The sequence below is a fragment of the Mesorhizobium sp. WSM4807 genome (assembly GCF_055811615.1).
The window spans coordinates 211,569-225,500 of record NZ_JBVVQY010000009.1; the positions used below are offsets into that span (position 1 = coordinate 211,569).

Annotated in this window: 14 protein-coding genes and 1 pseudogene; 8 read left to right on the forward strand and 7 right to left on the reverse strand. The window is 62.9% G+C overall.

Going from position 1 to position 13,932, the window contains the following annotated elements; genetic code table 11:
• The first annotated feature begins 436 nt into the window (after positions 1 to 436).
• From AC0L3N_RS14805 to msrA, 3 genes are all read left to right on the forward strand, one after another.
• Positions 437 to 1,162, forward strand: a complete 726-nt coding sequence (locus AC0L3N_RS14805; RefSeq protein ID WP_473548280.1) for a DUF1223 domain-containing protein — start codon at positions 437 to 439, stop codon at positions 1,160 to 1,162.
• 136 nt (positions 1,163 to 1,298) lie between these two features.
• Positions 1,299 to 1,589 (forward strand): pentapeptide MXKDX repeat protein, encoded by a 291-nt coding sequence (locus AC0L3N_RS14810; RefSeq protein WP_473548282.1) that lies wholly within the window; start codon positions 1,299 to 1,301, stop codon positions 1,587 to 1,589.
• Positions 1,590 to 1,765: 176 nt separating this feature from the next.
• Complete coding sequence (gene msrA / locus AC0L3N_RS14815; RefSeq protein ID WP_473548283.1) at positions 1,766 to 2,506, forward strand: peptide-methionine (S)-S-oxide reductase MsrA; 741 nt, start codon at positions 1,766 to 1,768, stop codon at positions 2,504 to 2,506.
• A gap of 45 nt (positions 2,507 to 2,551) precedes the next feature.
• On the opposite strand, the gene AC0L3N_RS14820 is transcribed toward msrA, so the two are convergent.
• The 6 genes from AC0L3N_RS14820 to AC0L3N_RS14845 all read right to left on the reverse strand — a co-directional run bounded on the left by AC0L3N_RS14820 (position 2,552) and on the right by AC0L3N_RS14845 (position 7,981).
• Positions 2,552 to 3,277 (reverse strand): amino acid ABC transporter ATP-binding protein, encoded by a 726-nt coding sequence (locus AC0L3N_RS14820; RefSeq protein ID WP_473548284.1) that lies wholly within the window; start codon positions 3,275 to 3,277, stop codon positions 2,552 to 2,554.
• Positions 3,255 to 3,914 carry an amino acid ABC transporter permease gene (locus AC0L3N_RS14825; protein ID WP_473485682.1) on the reverse strand — a complete coding sequence of 220 codons (660 nt, stop codon included), beginning with the start codon at positions 3,912 to 3,914 and terminating at the stop codon, positions 3,255 to 3,257. The genes AC0L3N_RS14820 and AC0L3N_RS14825 overlap by 23 nt, the downstream gene beginning before the upstream one ends.
• A 10-nt stretch (positions 3,915 to 3,924) precedes the next feature.
• Positions 3,925 to 4,596 carry an amino acid ABC transporter permease gene (locus AC0L3N_RS14830; RefSeq protein ID WP_123146027.1) on the reverse strand — a complete coding sequence of 224 codons (672 nt, stop codon included), beginning with the start codon at positions 4,594 to 4,596 and terminating at the stop codon, positions 3,925 to 3,927.
• A 40-nt stretch (positions 4,597 to 4,636) separates the two neighbouring features.
• Positions 4,637 to 5,431, reverse strand: coding sequence for a transporter substrate-binding domain-containing protein (locus AC0L3N_RS14835; RefSeq protein WP_473548311.1), 795 nt, complete (start codon positions 5,429 to 5,431; stop codon positions 4,637 to 4,639).
• Positions 5,432 to 5,607: 176 nt separating this feature from the next.
• Entirely contained in the window at positions 5,608 to 6,612 is a 1,005-nt protein-coding gene (locus tag AC0L3N_RS14840; RefSeq protein ID WP_473548285.1) for a cytochrome d ubiquinol oxidase subunit II, read from the reverse strand.
• Positions 6,613 to 6,622: 10 nt separating this feature from the next.
• Entirely contained in the window at positions 6,623 to 7,981 is a 1,359-nt protein-coding gene (locus tag AC0L3N_RS14845) for a cytochrome ubiquinol oxidase subunit I (protein ID WP_473548286.1), read from the reverse strand.
• A gap of 231 nt (positions 7,982 to 8,212) precedes the next feature.
• Here AC0L3N_RS14845 and AC0L3N_RS14850 point away from each other — a divergent pair, with 231 nt between their 5' ends.
• Positions 8,213 to 9,139: an ABC transporter ATP-binding protein gene (locus tag AC0L3N_RS14850; protein WP_123146025.1), complete on the forward strand. Its 927-nt coding sequence runs from the start codon at positions 8,213 to 8,215 to the stop codon at positions 9,137 to 9,139.
• Positions 9,136 to 9,897: an ABC transporter permease gene (locus AC0L3N_RS14855; protein ID WP_095495890.1), complete on the forward strand. Its 762-nt coding sequence runs from the start codon at positions 9,136 to 9,138 to the stop codon at positions 9,895 to 9,897. Before AC0L3N_RS14850 ends, AC0L3N_RS14855 begins: the two co-directional genes overlap by 4 nt.
• Before the next feature lie 86 nt (positions 9,898 to 9,983).
• Here AC0L3N_RS14855 and AC0L3N_RS14860 read toward each other — a convergent pair whose 3' ends face one another.
• Complete coding sequence (locus AC0L3N_RS14860; RefSeq protein WP_123146024.1) at positions 9,984 to 11,975, reverse strand: PhoX family protein; 1,992 nt, start codon at positions 11,973 to 11,975, stop codon at positions 9,984 to 9,986.
• Between the two features lie 206 nt (positions 11,976 to 12,181).
• Here AC0L3N_RS14860 and AC0L3N_RS14865 point away from each other — a divergent pair, with 206 nt between their 5' ends.
• From AC0L3N_RS14865 to AC0L3N_RS14875, 3 genes and pseudogenes are all read left to right on the forward strand, one after another.
• Positions 12,182 to 12,520, forward strand: a complete 339-nt coding sequence (locus AC0L3N_RS14865) for a hypothetical protein (RefSeq protein WP_123146023.1) — start codon at positions 12,182 to 12,184, stop codon at positions 12,518 to 12,520.
• A gap of 116 nt (positions 12,521 to 12,636) precedes the next feature.
• Positions 12,637 to 13,338: a phosphatase PAP2 family protein gene (locus tag AC0L3N_RS14870; RefSeq protein WP_473548287.1), complete on the forward strand. Its 702-nt coding sequence runs from the start codon at positions 12,637 to 12,639 to the stop codon at positions 13,336 to 13,338.
• A gap of 347 nt (positions 13,339 to 13,685) precedes the next feature.
• Positions 13,686 to 13,799 (forward strand): annotated as a pseudogene (locus AC0L3N_RS14875) (helix-turn-helix domain-containing protein); the annotation flags it as partial.
• Between the last annotated feature and the right edge of the window lie 133 nt (positions 13,800 to 13,932).

Consider the following 13,932-nt stretch of genomic DNA (forward strand, 5'->3'; position numbering starts at 1 on the left):
TGGCTGGCGAAAGCCGAAGCGGCATCCATCGGTGCCGGCCATTTTCCGGTCTCCGTCCGGTGTCGAAATGACCACACAGCTATGCAAGGCTCCTTCCGAACTCACGAAAGGACAAACCAATGGCGAGCAAGCTGGTTTGAGGCATTCTCGGTGGGGTGGTGCTCGGCGCCGCGTTCGGCAATGTGGGCGGCAACACCGGGATCTGGATCGCCGTTTGTATTGCGGCCGGTGCCGTCGCAGCCGGCCTATGGCACTACATGGAAACGCGGCGCCAGGGCTGAGCGCAGGCGGCCGAAGACGCCGTTATTCGCGGCATCGCGCCGGCAGCAAACGAAGGTAAACGATCACGAAGCGGTGATGGCTGTAACGAACCGCACTGCGGCGCCGAAGTGTGAACATGACGGCGCTTCACGCCCGTCGCAGCGGAGGACAGCCGATGACTGGATCACAAGCCAAACGCAGCGGGAGCGCGACGCAATCAAGCGCAGGCGCGGTCCTTGTAGGGCTCGCCGCTGTTCTGTTTTCAGCAACCGGCGCCACCGGCCAGCCGCTCACCGTGGTGGAGCTGTTCACCAGCCAGGGCTGCTCATCCTGCCCACCGGCCAACGCCAATCTCATCAAGGTCAAGGACCGGCCTGATGTGCTGGCGCTCTCCTTCAACGTCACCTACTGGGACTATCTCGGCTGGAAGGACACTTTCGGCAGGGAGGAATTCACCCAGCGCCAGGTCCGCTACGAGCCGTCGCTCGGCCGTTCGAGTCCGTTCACGCCGCAAGTGGTGGTCAATGGCAATTCCGATGCGGTCGGCGCCCGGCCCGGCGAGATCGAGCAGCTGATTTCGAGCAGCGGCCGCGCGAAAGGACCCTCGCTGTCGCTCGACGGCGGCAAGATCGCCATCGGCGCCGGCCCGGTGCCGGGCGGCAAGGCCGATATCTGGCTGGTGCGCTACCGGCAGGGCGTCATCGAAGTGCCGGTGGCGCGCGGCGAAAACACCGGACGCACGCTGCCGCATGCCAACGTCGTGCATTCCCTCTCCAGGCTTGGCGCCTGGACCGGCGAGGCCATCGCGCTGCCGCTGCCGGCACCGCCGAGCGGGCTAAGCACCGCGGTGCTGGTGCAAGTGCCGGATGGCGGACCGATCCTGGCCGCCGCGACGAACTAGAATTCAACAACGGATGATCCCGAAAAGTGGAACCCGGTTTTCGGAAAAAAGATCATGCTCAAACAAATTGCGCAACGCCGCATGAGCGGCGCCGCACATGCCGGCCGCATCAGCGCGCCACTCAGAGGAGACCACCATGACCAACTTCACCCGCCTGACGCTGCCGGCCCTCGCCTTCGCGCTTTGCTCGACGGCGCTTTTCGCCGGCGGCATTGCCCGCGCCGAAAATTCGATGAAGCCCGCGGACCCGATGGCCACGGATGCCATGAAGCCCGCCGATGCCATGGCCACCGACGCGATGAAGCCGGCCGACCCGATGGCCGCCGAAAAGATGAAGGACTGCATGGACAAGGCAGCCATGGAAACGGACGCTATGAAAAAGGATGAGGCAACGAAGGCCTGCGACGCCATGGGCATGGCCAAGTAGGTCAGGCAGTCCCTGGCCGTTCCCTGCCCGGGCCGGAGACGGCTCTTGCGGCCGGCGCAGGGCAAACCTGCGCCGGCGTAATATTCCAAATACGCACGGCCCGAAACGCACGGCAATGTGAGACGCCGGCGGACCCAAATGCTCTATAATCACATCACCATCATGGGAGATCAGACATGACTGGCATTCGAGAACCAATTGCGAGGCGCTCGACAAGCTTCGCCAGGGGCGCGCTTGCGGCGCTGATGCTCGCGGCGGCCGGGGCCGCCTTGTGGCAGACGCCGGCAAGCTCGGCCGAGGAGGCGGTGGTGATCCCGCCGCCGGCGATGGACGAGAAAGCCGCCGCCGGCACCGCGAAGGCGGTCTTCGCCGGTGGCTGCTTCTGGGGCGTGCAGGGCGTGTTCCAGCACGTCAAGGGCGTGACCAGCGCCGTCTCCGGCTATGCCGGCGGCGACAAGGACACCGCCGTCTACGAGACGGTCGGCACCGGCCGGACTGGGCATGCCGAAGCCGTCGAGATCACCTACGAGCCGACAAAGGTGACCTACGGCCGGTTGCTGCAGGTATATTTCTCGGTGGCGCACAATCCGACGCAGCTGAACTATCAGGGTCCGGACCGCGGCCCGCAATACCGTTCGACGATCTTTGCCGAAAACGATGCCCAGAAGAAGATCGCCGAGAGCTACATCGCCCAGCTCGACAAGGCCAAGGTGTTTCCAGAGCCGATCGTGACCACGCTGGAGACCGGAAAGACGTTCTATCCGGCCGAAGACTATCACCAGGACTTTTTGACGCTGAACCCGACCTACCCCTACATCGTCTACAACGACCTGCCCAAGGTCGAGAATTTAAAGACGCTATTCCCCAGCCTTTACAGCGACAAGCCGGTGCTGGTGCTGGCCGCCAACAAGAGCTGATCTTTTGCGACGCGCTTAGGGCAGCGAGCGGGCAGCAATGCCCGCTTAGTGCACGCCCAGAAACTGCCTGAGCTCCGGCGTCCTCGGGTTGGCGAAGACGTCCTCGGGGGCGCCGATCTCGTGGACGCGGCCCTGATGCATGAAGACGACGCGCGAGCAGACGTCGCGGGCGAAGCGCATCTCGTGGGTGACCATCACCAGCGTCATGCCTTCCGCGGCCAATTCCTTGACGACGGCCAGCACCTCGGCAACGAGTTCGGGGTCGAGCGCCGAGGTGATCTCGTCGCATAGCAGCGCGATGGGCTGCATGGCTAGCGCCCGGGCGATCGCCACGCGCTGCTGCTGGCCGCCGGACAGTTCATCCGGCAATGCGTCGAACTTGTGGGCGAGACCGACGCGGTCGAGCATTTTTCGCGCGACCGCTTCGGCGGCTTTTTTCGGCGTCTTCTTTACCACCATCTGCGACAGCATGACATTGCCGCCGGCCGTGAGATGCGGGAACAGGTTGAATTGCTGAAAAATCATGCCGACTTTCAGGCGCAACGCCTTGAGATGAACCTCGTCGGGCAGGAACTGGGCGCCGGCGACGACGATCGAGCCTTCATCAATGGTCTCCAGCCCGTTGATGCAGCGCAGCAGCGTCGACTTGCCCGAACCGCTCTTGCCGATGATGGCGACGACCTCGCCCGGCGCGACGTCGATGGAAATCCCCTTCAGCACCTCGTTGTCGCCGAAGCGCTTCTTCACCTCAGTGATTGCGATGAGCGACATTGAGCTTCCTTTCCAGGAGCTGGCTGGATTTCGACAGCGGCCAGCACAAAGCAAAGTAGATGAGCGCCACAAGGCCATAGACGGTGAACGGCTGGAAGGTGGCGTTGGTGACGATCGAACCGGCCTTCGACAATTCGACGAAGCCGATGATCGAGGTGAGCGCGGTGCCTTTCACCACCTGCACCGAGAAGCCGACGGTCGGCGGCACCGCCACTTTCAGCGCCTGCGGCAGGATGACGTAGCGCATCTGCTGGAGGTAACCCATGCCGAGGCTGGCGGACGCCTCCCATTGACCCTTGGCGATGCTCTCGACGCAGCCGCGCCAGATTTCAGCGAGGAAGGCGGCGGTCCACAGGACGAGCGCGACACAAGCGGCAAGCCAGGCGGGAACGTCGACGCCGAACAGGCCAAGGCCGAAGAAGGCGAGAAAGAGCTGCATCAAGAGCGGTGTGCCCTGGAACAGCTGGATGTAGCCGCGTGACAGAAGCCGCAGCCAATGCCGGCCGCCGATGCGCAGGAAAAGCAGGGCCGCACCGACGATGCCGCCGCCGATGAAGGAGACCAGCGAAAGCACAACGGTCCAGCGGGCGGCCAAAAGCAGGTTACGCAGGATGTCCCAGAAGCTGAACTCGATCATGGCGCATGTCTCATCGCGACGCCTTCCTTGGAAACAGCATCCAGCCCAGGCCGGCCAGCAGCTGGCGCAGTAGGATGGCGAGGGCCAGGTAGATCAAGGTGGAGACGATGTAGGTTTCGAAGGCCCTGAAATTGCGCGACTGGATAAAGTTGGCGGCGAAGGTCAGGTCCTCGGCGGCGATCTGCGAAACGACGGCCGAACCTAGCATGACGATGACGATCTGCGACGACAGCGCAGGCCAGATGCGCTGCAGCGCCGGGACCAGAACCACATACCAGAAGGCCTGGAACGGGGTCATGGCGAGACTCGCGCCGGCCTCGAACTGGCCACGTGGCGTGGCCTGAATGCCGGCGCGGATGATCTCGCAGCTGTAGGCGCCGAGGTTAACGATCATGGCGAGGTTGGCGGCGGTCAGTTCCGACATCCTGATGCCAAGCGACGGCAGGCCGAAGAAGATGAAGAACAGCTGGATCAGAAACGGCGTGTTGCGGATCAGCTCGACATAGGTCGCGACGACAGGTTTTAGCCATTTCGGCCCCAGCGCCCGCACCCAGGCGCAGGCAATGCCCAATGCCACGCCGAACACCGCACCGATCAGGATGAGCTGCACGGTAATCCGGATGCCCTTGAGCAGCACCGGCAGAGAATCGATCAGCCAGCCGAAATCGAAATGATAGGTCATGGCTTGCTATCTGCCCTCAGCCACACGCGGCGGGCGGCGATCACAGGTCAGCCGGCAGGTCCACCTTCAGCCATTTTTGCGAAATCGCGTTGAGGGCGCCGTCGGCCCTGGCAGCGGCGATGATGCCGTTGATCTTGGCCATCAATGCCGGCTGCTCCTTGTTCATGCCGATGTAGCAGGGCGAGTTCTTGATCAGGAACTTGAGCTCGGGCCGCTTGGGCGGGTTCTTTTCGAGGATGGCGGCGGCGACGACATTCCCGGTTGCGATCACCTCGACCTGGCCCGAAAGGAAAGCGGAAATAGTGCCGTTGTTGTCCTCGTAGCGCTTGATCTCGACGCTCGCGGGCACGACTTTGGTCAGTTCGAGGTCTTCGATCGCGCCGCGGGTGACGCCGACGGTCCTGCCGGCGAGGTCTTCCGCCTTAGCGACTGCGACGTCCGCCGGAGCGAACACGCCATTGTAGAACGGGGCGTAGGCTTCGGAAAAGTCGATGACCTTCGCGCGATCAGGATTCTTGCCGAGGCTGGAAATGACCAGGTCGACCTTGTTGGTCTGAAGATAGGGAATGCGGTTGGCGCTGGTGACCGGGACGATCTCGACCTTGGCGCCGAGCTTTTCGCCAATCAAATTGGCGATATCGATGTCGTAGCCTTGTGGCGTCATGTCGGCGCCGACACTGCCGAAGGGCGGGAAATCCTGTGGAACGGCGATGCGGATGGTGCCCCGCGCCCCGATGTCGCTCAAGGCGTCAGCCCGCGCCTGCGGGAACGGAGCCATGGCGATTCCAGCCGCGGCGGCGAAGGCCAGCATGCAAACATTGCGACGGTTCATTATTTTTCCCTTTGACTGAACAAAACCGATTGGTCGTCAGGGCAAAGCAACAGACATGCCAAACCATCGAAATCAGCGCGAATCAGGCTTTCCCAGCAGGATTGGGAAGGCCGTCTTCACGATCCAATGCCGCCCGACCAGCAGGCTGCCTAAATATTGGGCAGTGCGGCGGTTGCCTGTCAGTCGTAGGTCAGATCCGTCGCCTTGCCGCCGAACACGCGGTAGGCATAAAACGAATAGAAGATGATGATCGGCAGCACGACCACCGTGCCGGCCAGGATGATGGCGAGGCTTTCAGGCGCGGACGCCGCCTGCCAGATGGTCAGCCTGTCGGGCACGACGAAGGGATAGAACGACCAGGCGAGCCCGGCAAAGCCCAGCGTGAAGATGGCGGCCAGCGTCAAGAACGGCGTCAGCGCATGGCGGTCGTCCGTCTTAGGCAGATGGAAGGTCTGCCGCCACAGCCAGGCGAACAGTACCGCCGACAGGATCGGCAGCGGCGACAAATAGAGCATGGCGGGCCAGACGAACCATTTGTCGAAGATGCGCGGGCTGGCGAGCGGCGTGGCCAGCGAGACGGCGACCATGCCGAGCGCGGTCAGCACCAGCGCCCGCCGCAGCCAGAGCACCGCCTTCTTCTGCAATTCGCCTTCCGTCTTGTAGATGACCCAAGCCGCGCCCATCGCCGCATAGGCGGCGGCAAGGCAGAGCGCCACCAGCGCGCCGAAGGCCATGCCGCCGAGGCCGGCATCCAGGCCGAGCACATAGATCCCCAGCATGTAGCCCTGCGCCAGCGAGGCGATGACCGAGCCCAGGAAGAAGATGCGGTTCCAGCGATGCTTCCGGCCGGCCGGCACCTTGGCACGGAAATCGAAAGCAACGCCGCGCAGGATCAAGCCGACAAGGAGCAGGAAGACCGGAATGTAGAGCGCGGTGAGGATGGTGCCGTGTGCCAGCGGGAAGGCGACTAGCAGCAGGCCGACGGCCAGCACCAGCCAGGTCTCGTTGGCGTCCCAGAACGGGCCTATTGCCGCGATCATCGTGTCCTGCTCGGCGTCCTCGGCGGTCGCGAACAGGATGCCGATGCCGAGATCGAAGCCGTCGAGGATAACGTAGATCAGGATGGCAAGGCCCATCAGGCCGGCGAAGATGAGGGGGAGCAATGTCGGCCAGTCGAGGGTCATCACCATCCTCCTATTTCGCCGCCGGCTGCGACAGCGGCGCGTCGAGAACGCCCGGCAGCGGCGAGGTGTCGCCATCCTTCGCCGCCTTCAGCGCCAGATAGACCAGCACGCCGAGATAGGCGGTCAGAAGCAGCGCATAGAGGAGGAGATAGACCGCAAGCGACAGCGCGACCTGGCTGCCGGCGACCGGGCCGACGGCATCGACAGTCCTGAGCACGCCGGTGACCAGCCAGGGCTGGCGCCCGATCTCGGTAGTGTACCAGCCGGCCAGCGTCGCCAGCCAGCCGGACAGCGCCATCGGCACCATCACCAGCGCCAGCGGTTTCGGCAGGCTGTGGCGGCGCTTGAGGAAAAAGGCGGCCGACCAGGAGACGACGAGCATCAAGACGCCGGTGCCGACCATGATGCGGAAAGCCCAGAACACCGGGAACACCGGCGGGTGGTTGCCGGCATAGTCGTTCAGCCCCGGCACGACGCCAGTGGCGCTGTGCCTGAGGATGAGGCTGGCGCCGTCGGGGATGGTGACTTCGAATTTGTTCTCCCTTGCCGCCTCGTCGGGAAGCGCGAAAAGGACCAGCGGCACATTGGGGCCGGTGTTCCAGTTGGCCTCCATGGCGGCTATCTTCTGCGGCTGATGCTCCAGCGTGTTGAGCCCATGCTGGTCGCCGGCGAAGATCTGGATGGGGATCAGGATCGCCGCGGTGAAGACACCGGTGCGCAATGCCTTCCACATTGATTCCGAGCGGTCGCCATAGAGATAGCGCAGCGCCGACAGGCCGGCGATCAGGAGCGAGACCGTCAGGCCGGAGGCAATCAGCATGTGGACGAGCCGGTAGGGCATGGACGGATTGAAGACGATCGCCCACCAGTCGGTAGCATGCGCGACGCCGTTGCGCATCTCGAAGCCGACCGGCGTCTGCATCCATGAATTGAGCGCGATGATCCAGAAGGCGGACAGGGTGGTGCCGCCGGCCACCAGCACGGTTGCCAGCGTGTGGATGCGATTGGAGACGCGGCGGAAGCCGAACAGCATGATGCCGAGGAATGCCGCCTCGAGGAAGAAGGCGGTGAGGATCTCATAGGCGAGCAGCGGGCCGGCGATGTTGCCGACGGTCTCCATGTAACCCGGCCAGTTGGTGCCGAACTGGAAGCTCATGGTGACGCCCGAAACCACGCCCATGGCAAAGGACAGCGCGAACACCTTCACCCAGGTGAAATAGGCGCGCATCCAGGCGGAATCGCCTGTGGCGTTGTAGCGAAGCTTGAAGAACAGCAGCACCCAGCCAAGCGCAATGGTGATAGCCGGAAACAGGATATGGAACGAGATGTTCGCGCCGAACTGGATGCGCGAAAGGATGAGCGGGTCCATCGTGGGCTCCGGCTGCTGCTTATGTCGCAGAAGATAGGCCGGATGCGCCGACCGGTCAAAGCGGCGTGGCGTCACGCGAGGCGGAACGCCGCAGGACCGCGGCAGCGGTGGATGCGTCTTCACATACCGATGTCCAGAACTGTCAGGAGTGCCATTGACTTCCGGCGGCGCGCACCGACATTCAGCGGACTAAAATCAACAGACCTCCTTTCAAGCAGCCGTTTTTCAGCCATGCCATCCATCATTTCCATTTCCGGGGTCACCAAGACCTACGCCACCGGTTTCAAGGCGCTGAAGGAGATCAACCTCGATATCGAGCGCGGCGAGATCTTTGCGCTGCTCGGGCCGAACGGCGCCGGCAAGACGACGCTGATCTCGATTGTCTGCGGTATCGTCAACCGCTCGTCGGGCACGGTCACCGTGGACGGCAACGATATCAGCCGGAATTATCGCACCGCGCGCAGCCTGATCGGGCTGGTGCCGCAGGAACTGACCATCGACGCGTTCGAGAGCGTATGGGCGACGGTCAACTACAGCCGCGGCCTGTTCGGCAAGCCGGCCGACCACGCCTTCGTCGAGAAAGTACTGCGTGACCTGTCGTTGTGGGACAAGAAGGACGCCAAGGCGATCACCCTGTCCGGCGGCATGAAGCGGCGGCTGATGATCGCCAAGGCGCTGTCGCACGAACCACGGGTGCTGTTCCTCGACGAGCCGACAGCCGGCGTCGACGTCGAGCTGCGCCAGGACATGTGGGCGATGGTGCGCCGGCTGCGCGAGGATGGCGTCACCATCATCCTGACGACGCACTATATCGAGGAGGCCGAGGCGATGGCCGACCGGGTCGGCGTTATCAATCGCGGCGAGATCGTGCTGGTCGAGGACAAGGCCGAACTGATGCGCACGCTCGGCCGCAAACGGCTGTTGCTGGAATTGCGCAGTCCGCTTGTCACCATACCCGAGACGTTTTCGCGCTATGCGCTGGAGCTTTCGCCGGACGGCAATCAACTGACTTACACCTATGACAACCAGAGCGAACGGCCGGGCGTCGCCTCGCTGCTCCGCGACCTTGAGACGGCCGGCATCCAGTTCCGCGATATCGACACGCAAAACAGCTCGCTCGAGGAGATCTTCGTCAATCTGGTGAGGAGGGACGCATGAACCTGCGAGCCGTCTGGGCGATCTACAAGATGGAGATGGCGCGCGCCTTTCGGACCGTGCTGCAGAGCATTGTTTCGCCGGTCATCTCGACATCGCTCTATTTCGTCGTCTTCGGGTCGGCCATCGGCTCGCGCATCACCGAGATCGACGGCATCAGCTACGGCGCCTTCATCGTGCCGGGGCTGATCATGCTGTCGCTGCTGACGCAGTCGATCTCCAACGCCTCTTTCGCCATCTATTTCCCGAAATTTGTCGGCTCGATCTACGAATTGCTGTCGGCGCCGGTGTCCTATCTGGAGATCATCATTGCCTATGTCGGGGGTGCGGCGACCAAGTCGATCATCCTCGGCCTGATCATCCTGGCGACCGCAGCGCTGTTCGTGCCGCTGACCATCGAGCATCCGTTCTGGATGCTTGCCTTCCTGGTGCTGACGGCGGTGACCTTCAGCCTGTTCGGTTTCATCATCGGCATCTGGGCGAGAAGCTTCGAGCAGCTGCAGCTGGTGCCGCTGCTGATCATCACGCCGCTGACCTTCCTTGGCGGCAGCTTCTATTCGATTGACATGCTGCCCGGCATCTGGCGCACGGTGACGCTGTTCAACCCCGTCCTCTATCTGGTCAGCGGCTTTCGCTGGAGCTTCTACGGCAAGTCCGACGTCTCGATCGGCATCAGCCTCGGCATGACCGTCGTTTTCCTGTTTATCTGCATAGCGATCGTCGCGTGGATCTTCAGGACCGGCTACCGGCTGCGGACCTGACCGGCGCGGGATAAAAAAGGAGGGGCTTCGGTCGAGCCAAAACCCCTCCTCCACGATTTACCGGCGTGGACCTGGAGTGAGATGAGCTAGACCGCGATTTTGCCACCGCCCTGCTTGGTGATGGCGACGACCGATGGCCGCACTGGCATATCGGGCTTGAAGTCGGGCCAGCGGGTCGACAGGTCCTCATAGTAAGAGGGTCGGCCAAAAGGCTCCCAGTCTTCGCCGCCATCGGCCGGATGCTGGACCGCGACGAAGGCGGTCTGGTCGTCGGGCGTGAATAGCGGGCCACACAGTTCAGCACCGATCGGCACGCGGAAGAACAGCTTTGATGTCGCCCGCGCCTCGCCCTCGGTGTCGACCGCCCACAGGCCGTCGGTACGGCCGGTGGCCTTCGGGCCCTGTCCATCGGTCGAGACCCAGAGCCGGCCGGCCGAATCGATGGCGCAATTGTCCGGCATGCCGAACCAGCCATTGGCGGTGGTTGCGGTCGAGAAGGTGGCGCCGACTTCGGCCACCGAGGGATCGCCGCATTTCAGCAGCACTTCCCACTTGCCCTTGGCAGCAGTGAAATCGCCACCGTCCTCGACGATCTCGATGATGTGGCCGAAGGCGTTTTCGGCGCGCGGGTTGGCGGCATCGACCTGATCCGTCTTGCGCTTCGAATTGTTGGTCAGCATGACGTAGACTTTGCCGGTCGTCGGATTGGGCTGGATATCCTCGGGGCGATCCATCTTGGTGGCGCCGAGCAGATCGGCGGCACGGCGCGTCTCGATCAGTACGTCGGCCTGGCTGGCAAAGCCGTTCTCCGCCGTCAGCGGGCCCTGGCCGAAGACGATGGGCAGCCATTCGATCGACCCGTCCTCGGCGAATTTGGCGACGTAGAGCGTGCCGTCGTCGAGAAGATCCATGTTGGCGGCGCGATCCTCGGCGTTGAACTTGCCGGCGGTGACGAATTTGTAGACATAGTCGAAGCGCTCGTCGTCGCCGAGATAAAAGACGACACGGCCATCCTTGGCGACGATCGATTCAGCGCCCTCATGCTTGAAGCGGCCCATGGCAGTGCGCTTCTTCGGCACCGAGGTCGGATCGTTGACGTCGACCTCAACGATCCAGCCGAAGCGGTTGGGCTCGTTCGGCTCCTTGCCGATGTCGAAGCGGTCATAATGCGCAGCCCATTCATAGGCGCCTTCGGGAATGCCCAGGCGCTTGTAGTTGGCGGCTTCGGCGTGATCGGCCGGCAATTCGCCGGAGAAATAGCCGTGGATGTTTTCCTCGGCCATGACGTAGGTGCCCCAGGGCGTGACGCCGCCGGCACAATTGTTGACGGTGCCGATGGCCTTCGTGCCGGTCGGATCGGCACTGGTCTTGACGCGGTCGTGGCCGGCGACGGGGCCGGACAGTGCCATCTCGGTGTTCGAGGTGATGCGGCGATTGAGCTTGCCGTCGCGCACTACTTGCCATTTGCCTGATACCTTGCGGATCTCGACGATGGTGCCGCCATGGGCGGCCATCTCGACGTCGACCTGTTCCTTGCTCAGCGGCGCCTGCTTGGCCTCGCCCTCGACGATAGTGACGAGGCCCGGAAACATCAGATGCGGGTTGGTGTATTCGTGGTTGACCACCAGCAGGCCATGCTCGGCCGAGCCGTCGAGCGGGATGTAGCCGACATAGTCGTTGTTGTAGCCAAACTGTCTTTCCTGGGCCTGCGCCGACTGTTTTGTCGGATCGAATTCCGGCGAATCGGCAAACAGCGGATCGCCCCAGCGCAACAGCACATCGGCGTCATAGCCGGCGGCGACATGATGCTTGTCGTCGACGCCCGCCTCGACCTCGTCGAAGGTGAAGGCCGAGCCGCCGTTGGCGCGGGCATCGTCGGCGAGGATCAGCGCCAGCGGGCTGACGGTTGCAGCGATGGCGGTTGCCGCGAGCGATCCCTGCAGGAAACCACGGCGCGAGAAACGCGCGGCGATGATCTCGCCCATCGTCTGGTTGTCGGTGGGATTGGCACCTGGCCCATCGTTTTCCTCAAGCAGGCTGGTGCGGAAATGGGCGTCGGGGGAGCGATGTTCAGTCATGGGGGCTTACCTCTGGCTTCTTTGGGATGGCTGGAGAGAATGCTTGACTGACCGCCTATCGCCGGCAGATCACAGTTTGATGACGTTGCCGGCCATTTCCAGCCCCGATTTCGTGTCCATGATCAGCCCCGGCTTGACCGCGACCGACGCTTCGGAAACAAGACCTGCGGCAGGCGCGGAGGCACCGCGTCGAGAGGGACAAAAAAGTGAGTTTCTGGGGACTGGGGCAGCTCGGCATTTCGACTGTGATCTTCCTGCTGGCGGCGACGGCGGCCAAGCAATGGGGACTGGCGCCCAGCCTCGGCAAGATCGTTCTGACTCTGGCGCTCTATTCGGCGGGCAATCTGATCATGCTGAGGCTGATCCGTGAATTCGGCATGTCGGTGTCGTTCAGCCTGTCGGCGGTGATCCAGCTGGTGTCGGTGAACGTAGTGGCACTGGTGTTCTTCGGCGAGCGCGTCAATGCGTTGCAGGCGACCGGCATCGTGCTCGCTATCGCAGCGGTGGCACTGATCACGCTCGGGCCCTATCTGCAAAAACTGTAATTACGCATGACCCCGAAAATCGGAATCGATTTCGCTGGGGATCATGCGCCAATCAAAGTGCTACAGCGTCCTTTTGCGCGTCCAAAAGGACGCGGCGCTGTAGGACGAATGGGCCGATGAAGAATACCACAAGCAAGCTGCTCAACTGGATCGAATTCCCGGTGCTGCTGGCCGGACTGGTCATCGCCGGCGGACTGTGGGGGTTTGAGGAACTGATGGAGGTGGCGCGAGACACTACGCCGCACGCCTTCGACACGGAAATCCTGCTCGCCTTCCGTGAAGCCGGCCAGCCCGACAATCCGATCGGACCGCCATGGCTGGAAGGGGCGATGCGCGACATCACCAGCCTCGGCAGCGCCAGCGTGCTCGTGCTGATGACGGCGGCGGTGATCGTCTATCTGCTGCTGATCCATAGGCCGGGACCAGCGTTTCTCGTTTTCGTAGCAGTGGCGGGCGGGCAGGCCCTGTCGAGCACGCTGAAGCTCGGAATCGACCGGCCGCGCCCCGATCTGGTCTCGCATCTCGCCGACGTGGCATCGCTTTCGTTTCCGAGCGGCCACGCGATGCTGTCGGCGGTGACATATTTGACGCTGGGCAGCATGGCGTCGCGCTTCCTGCCTGGGCGAATGACCAAGGTCTATGTGCTGGCACTGGCGGTGCTGACCACCCTGCTGGTCGGCATCAGCCGCGTCTATCTCGGCGTTCATTGGCCATCCGACGTGCTGGCCGGCTGGTGCGCCGGCTTCGCCTGGGCGATGCTGTGCTGGCTGGCTGCATGGGCGCTACAGCGATGGCGCGGGCAGACCGACGGCGGCTGAACCGGCTGGTCAGAACGACGCTGTGTCGGTCAGCGCGCGGTCAAATCAGCGTGTTGACGAGATCATGCCCGCAACCTGCCAGCAGGAAAAACCGTCGACACCAAGAACGTCGATCTCATCAAAAGCCTTGAAAACTCTCAACTGCTTAATCCCTTTGAATTTCGATTGCTGAAAATTGAAGACCGCCCTGGCTATTTCCGCCAGACGACGCGTAACGCGCGAGCTCTGCAGGACACAAGCGGTTTTGGTGCGCGCACATGCCTGACATGTGCATTGTGATGGCTGAACCATCATAATAGTGGTATTATAAATGGGAATGCAAAACTCAGACGAGGGCTCTTTAGCCGATGATCACTGCCGCGCAGATGCGCGCCGCAAAGGCGCTGGCCGGCATCGATCAGAAGACGCTCGCCGAGCGCGCGGGGGTTTCGCTTCCAACCATTCAGCGCATGGAAGCGACGGCGACCGCCGACAGTCCTGCCGATGATCCCGCCGCCTCCTTGGCTTTTATGCGTGCCCCAAACCGCTGTGCGCGGGCGCAACTGGAAAAAGCCCCCCGGGAGAGGTCTAAACCTCCTCCTCATTTGTCAACGA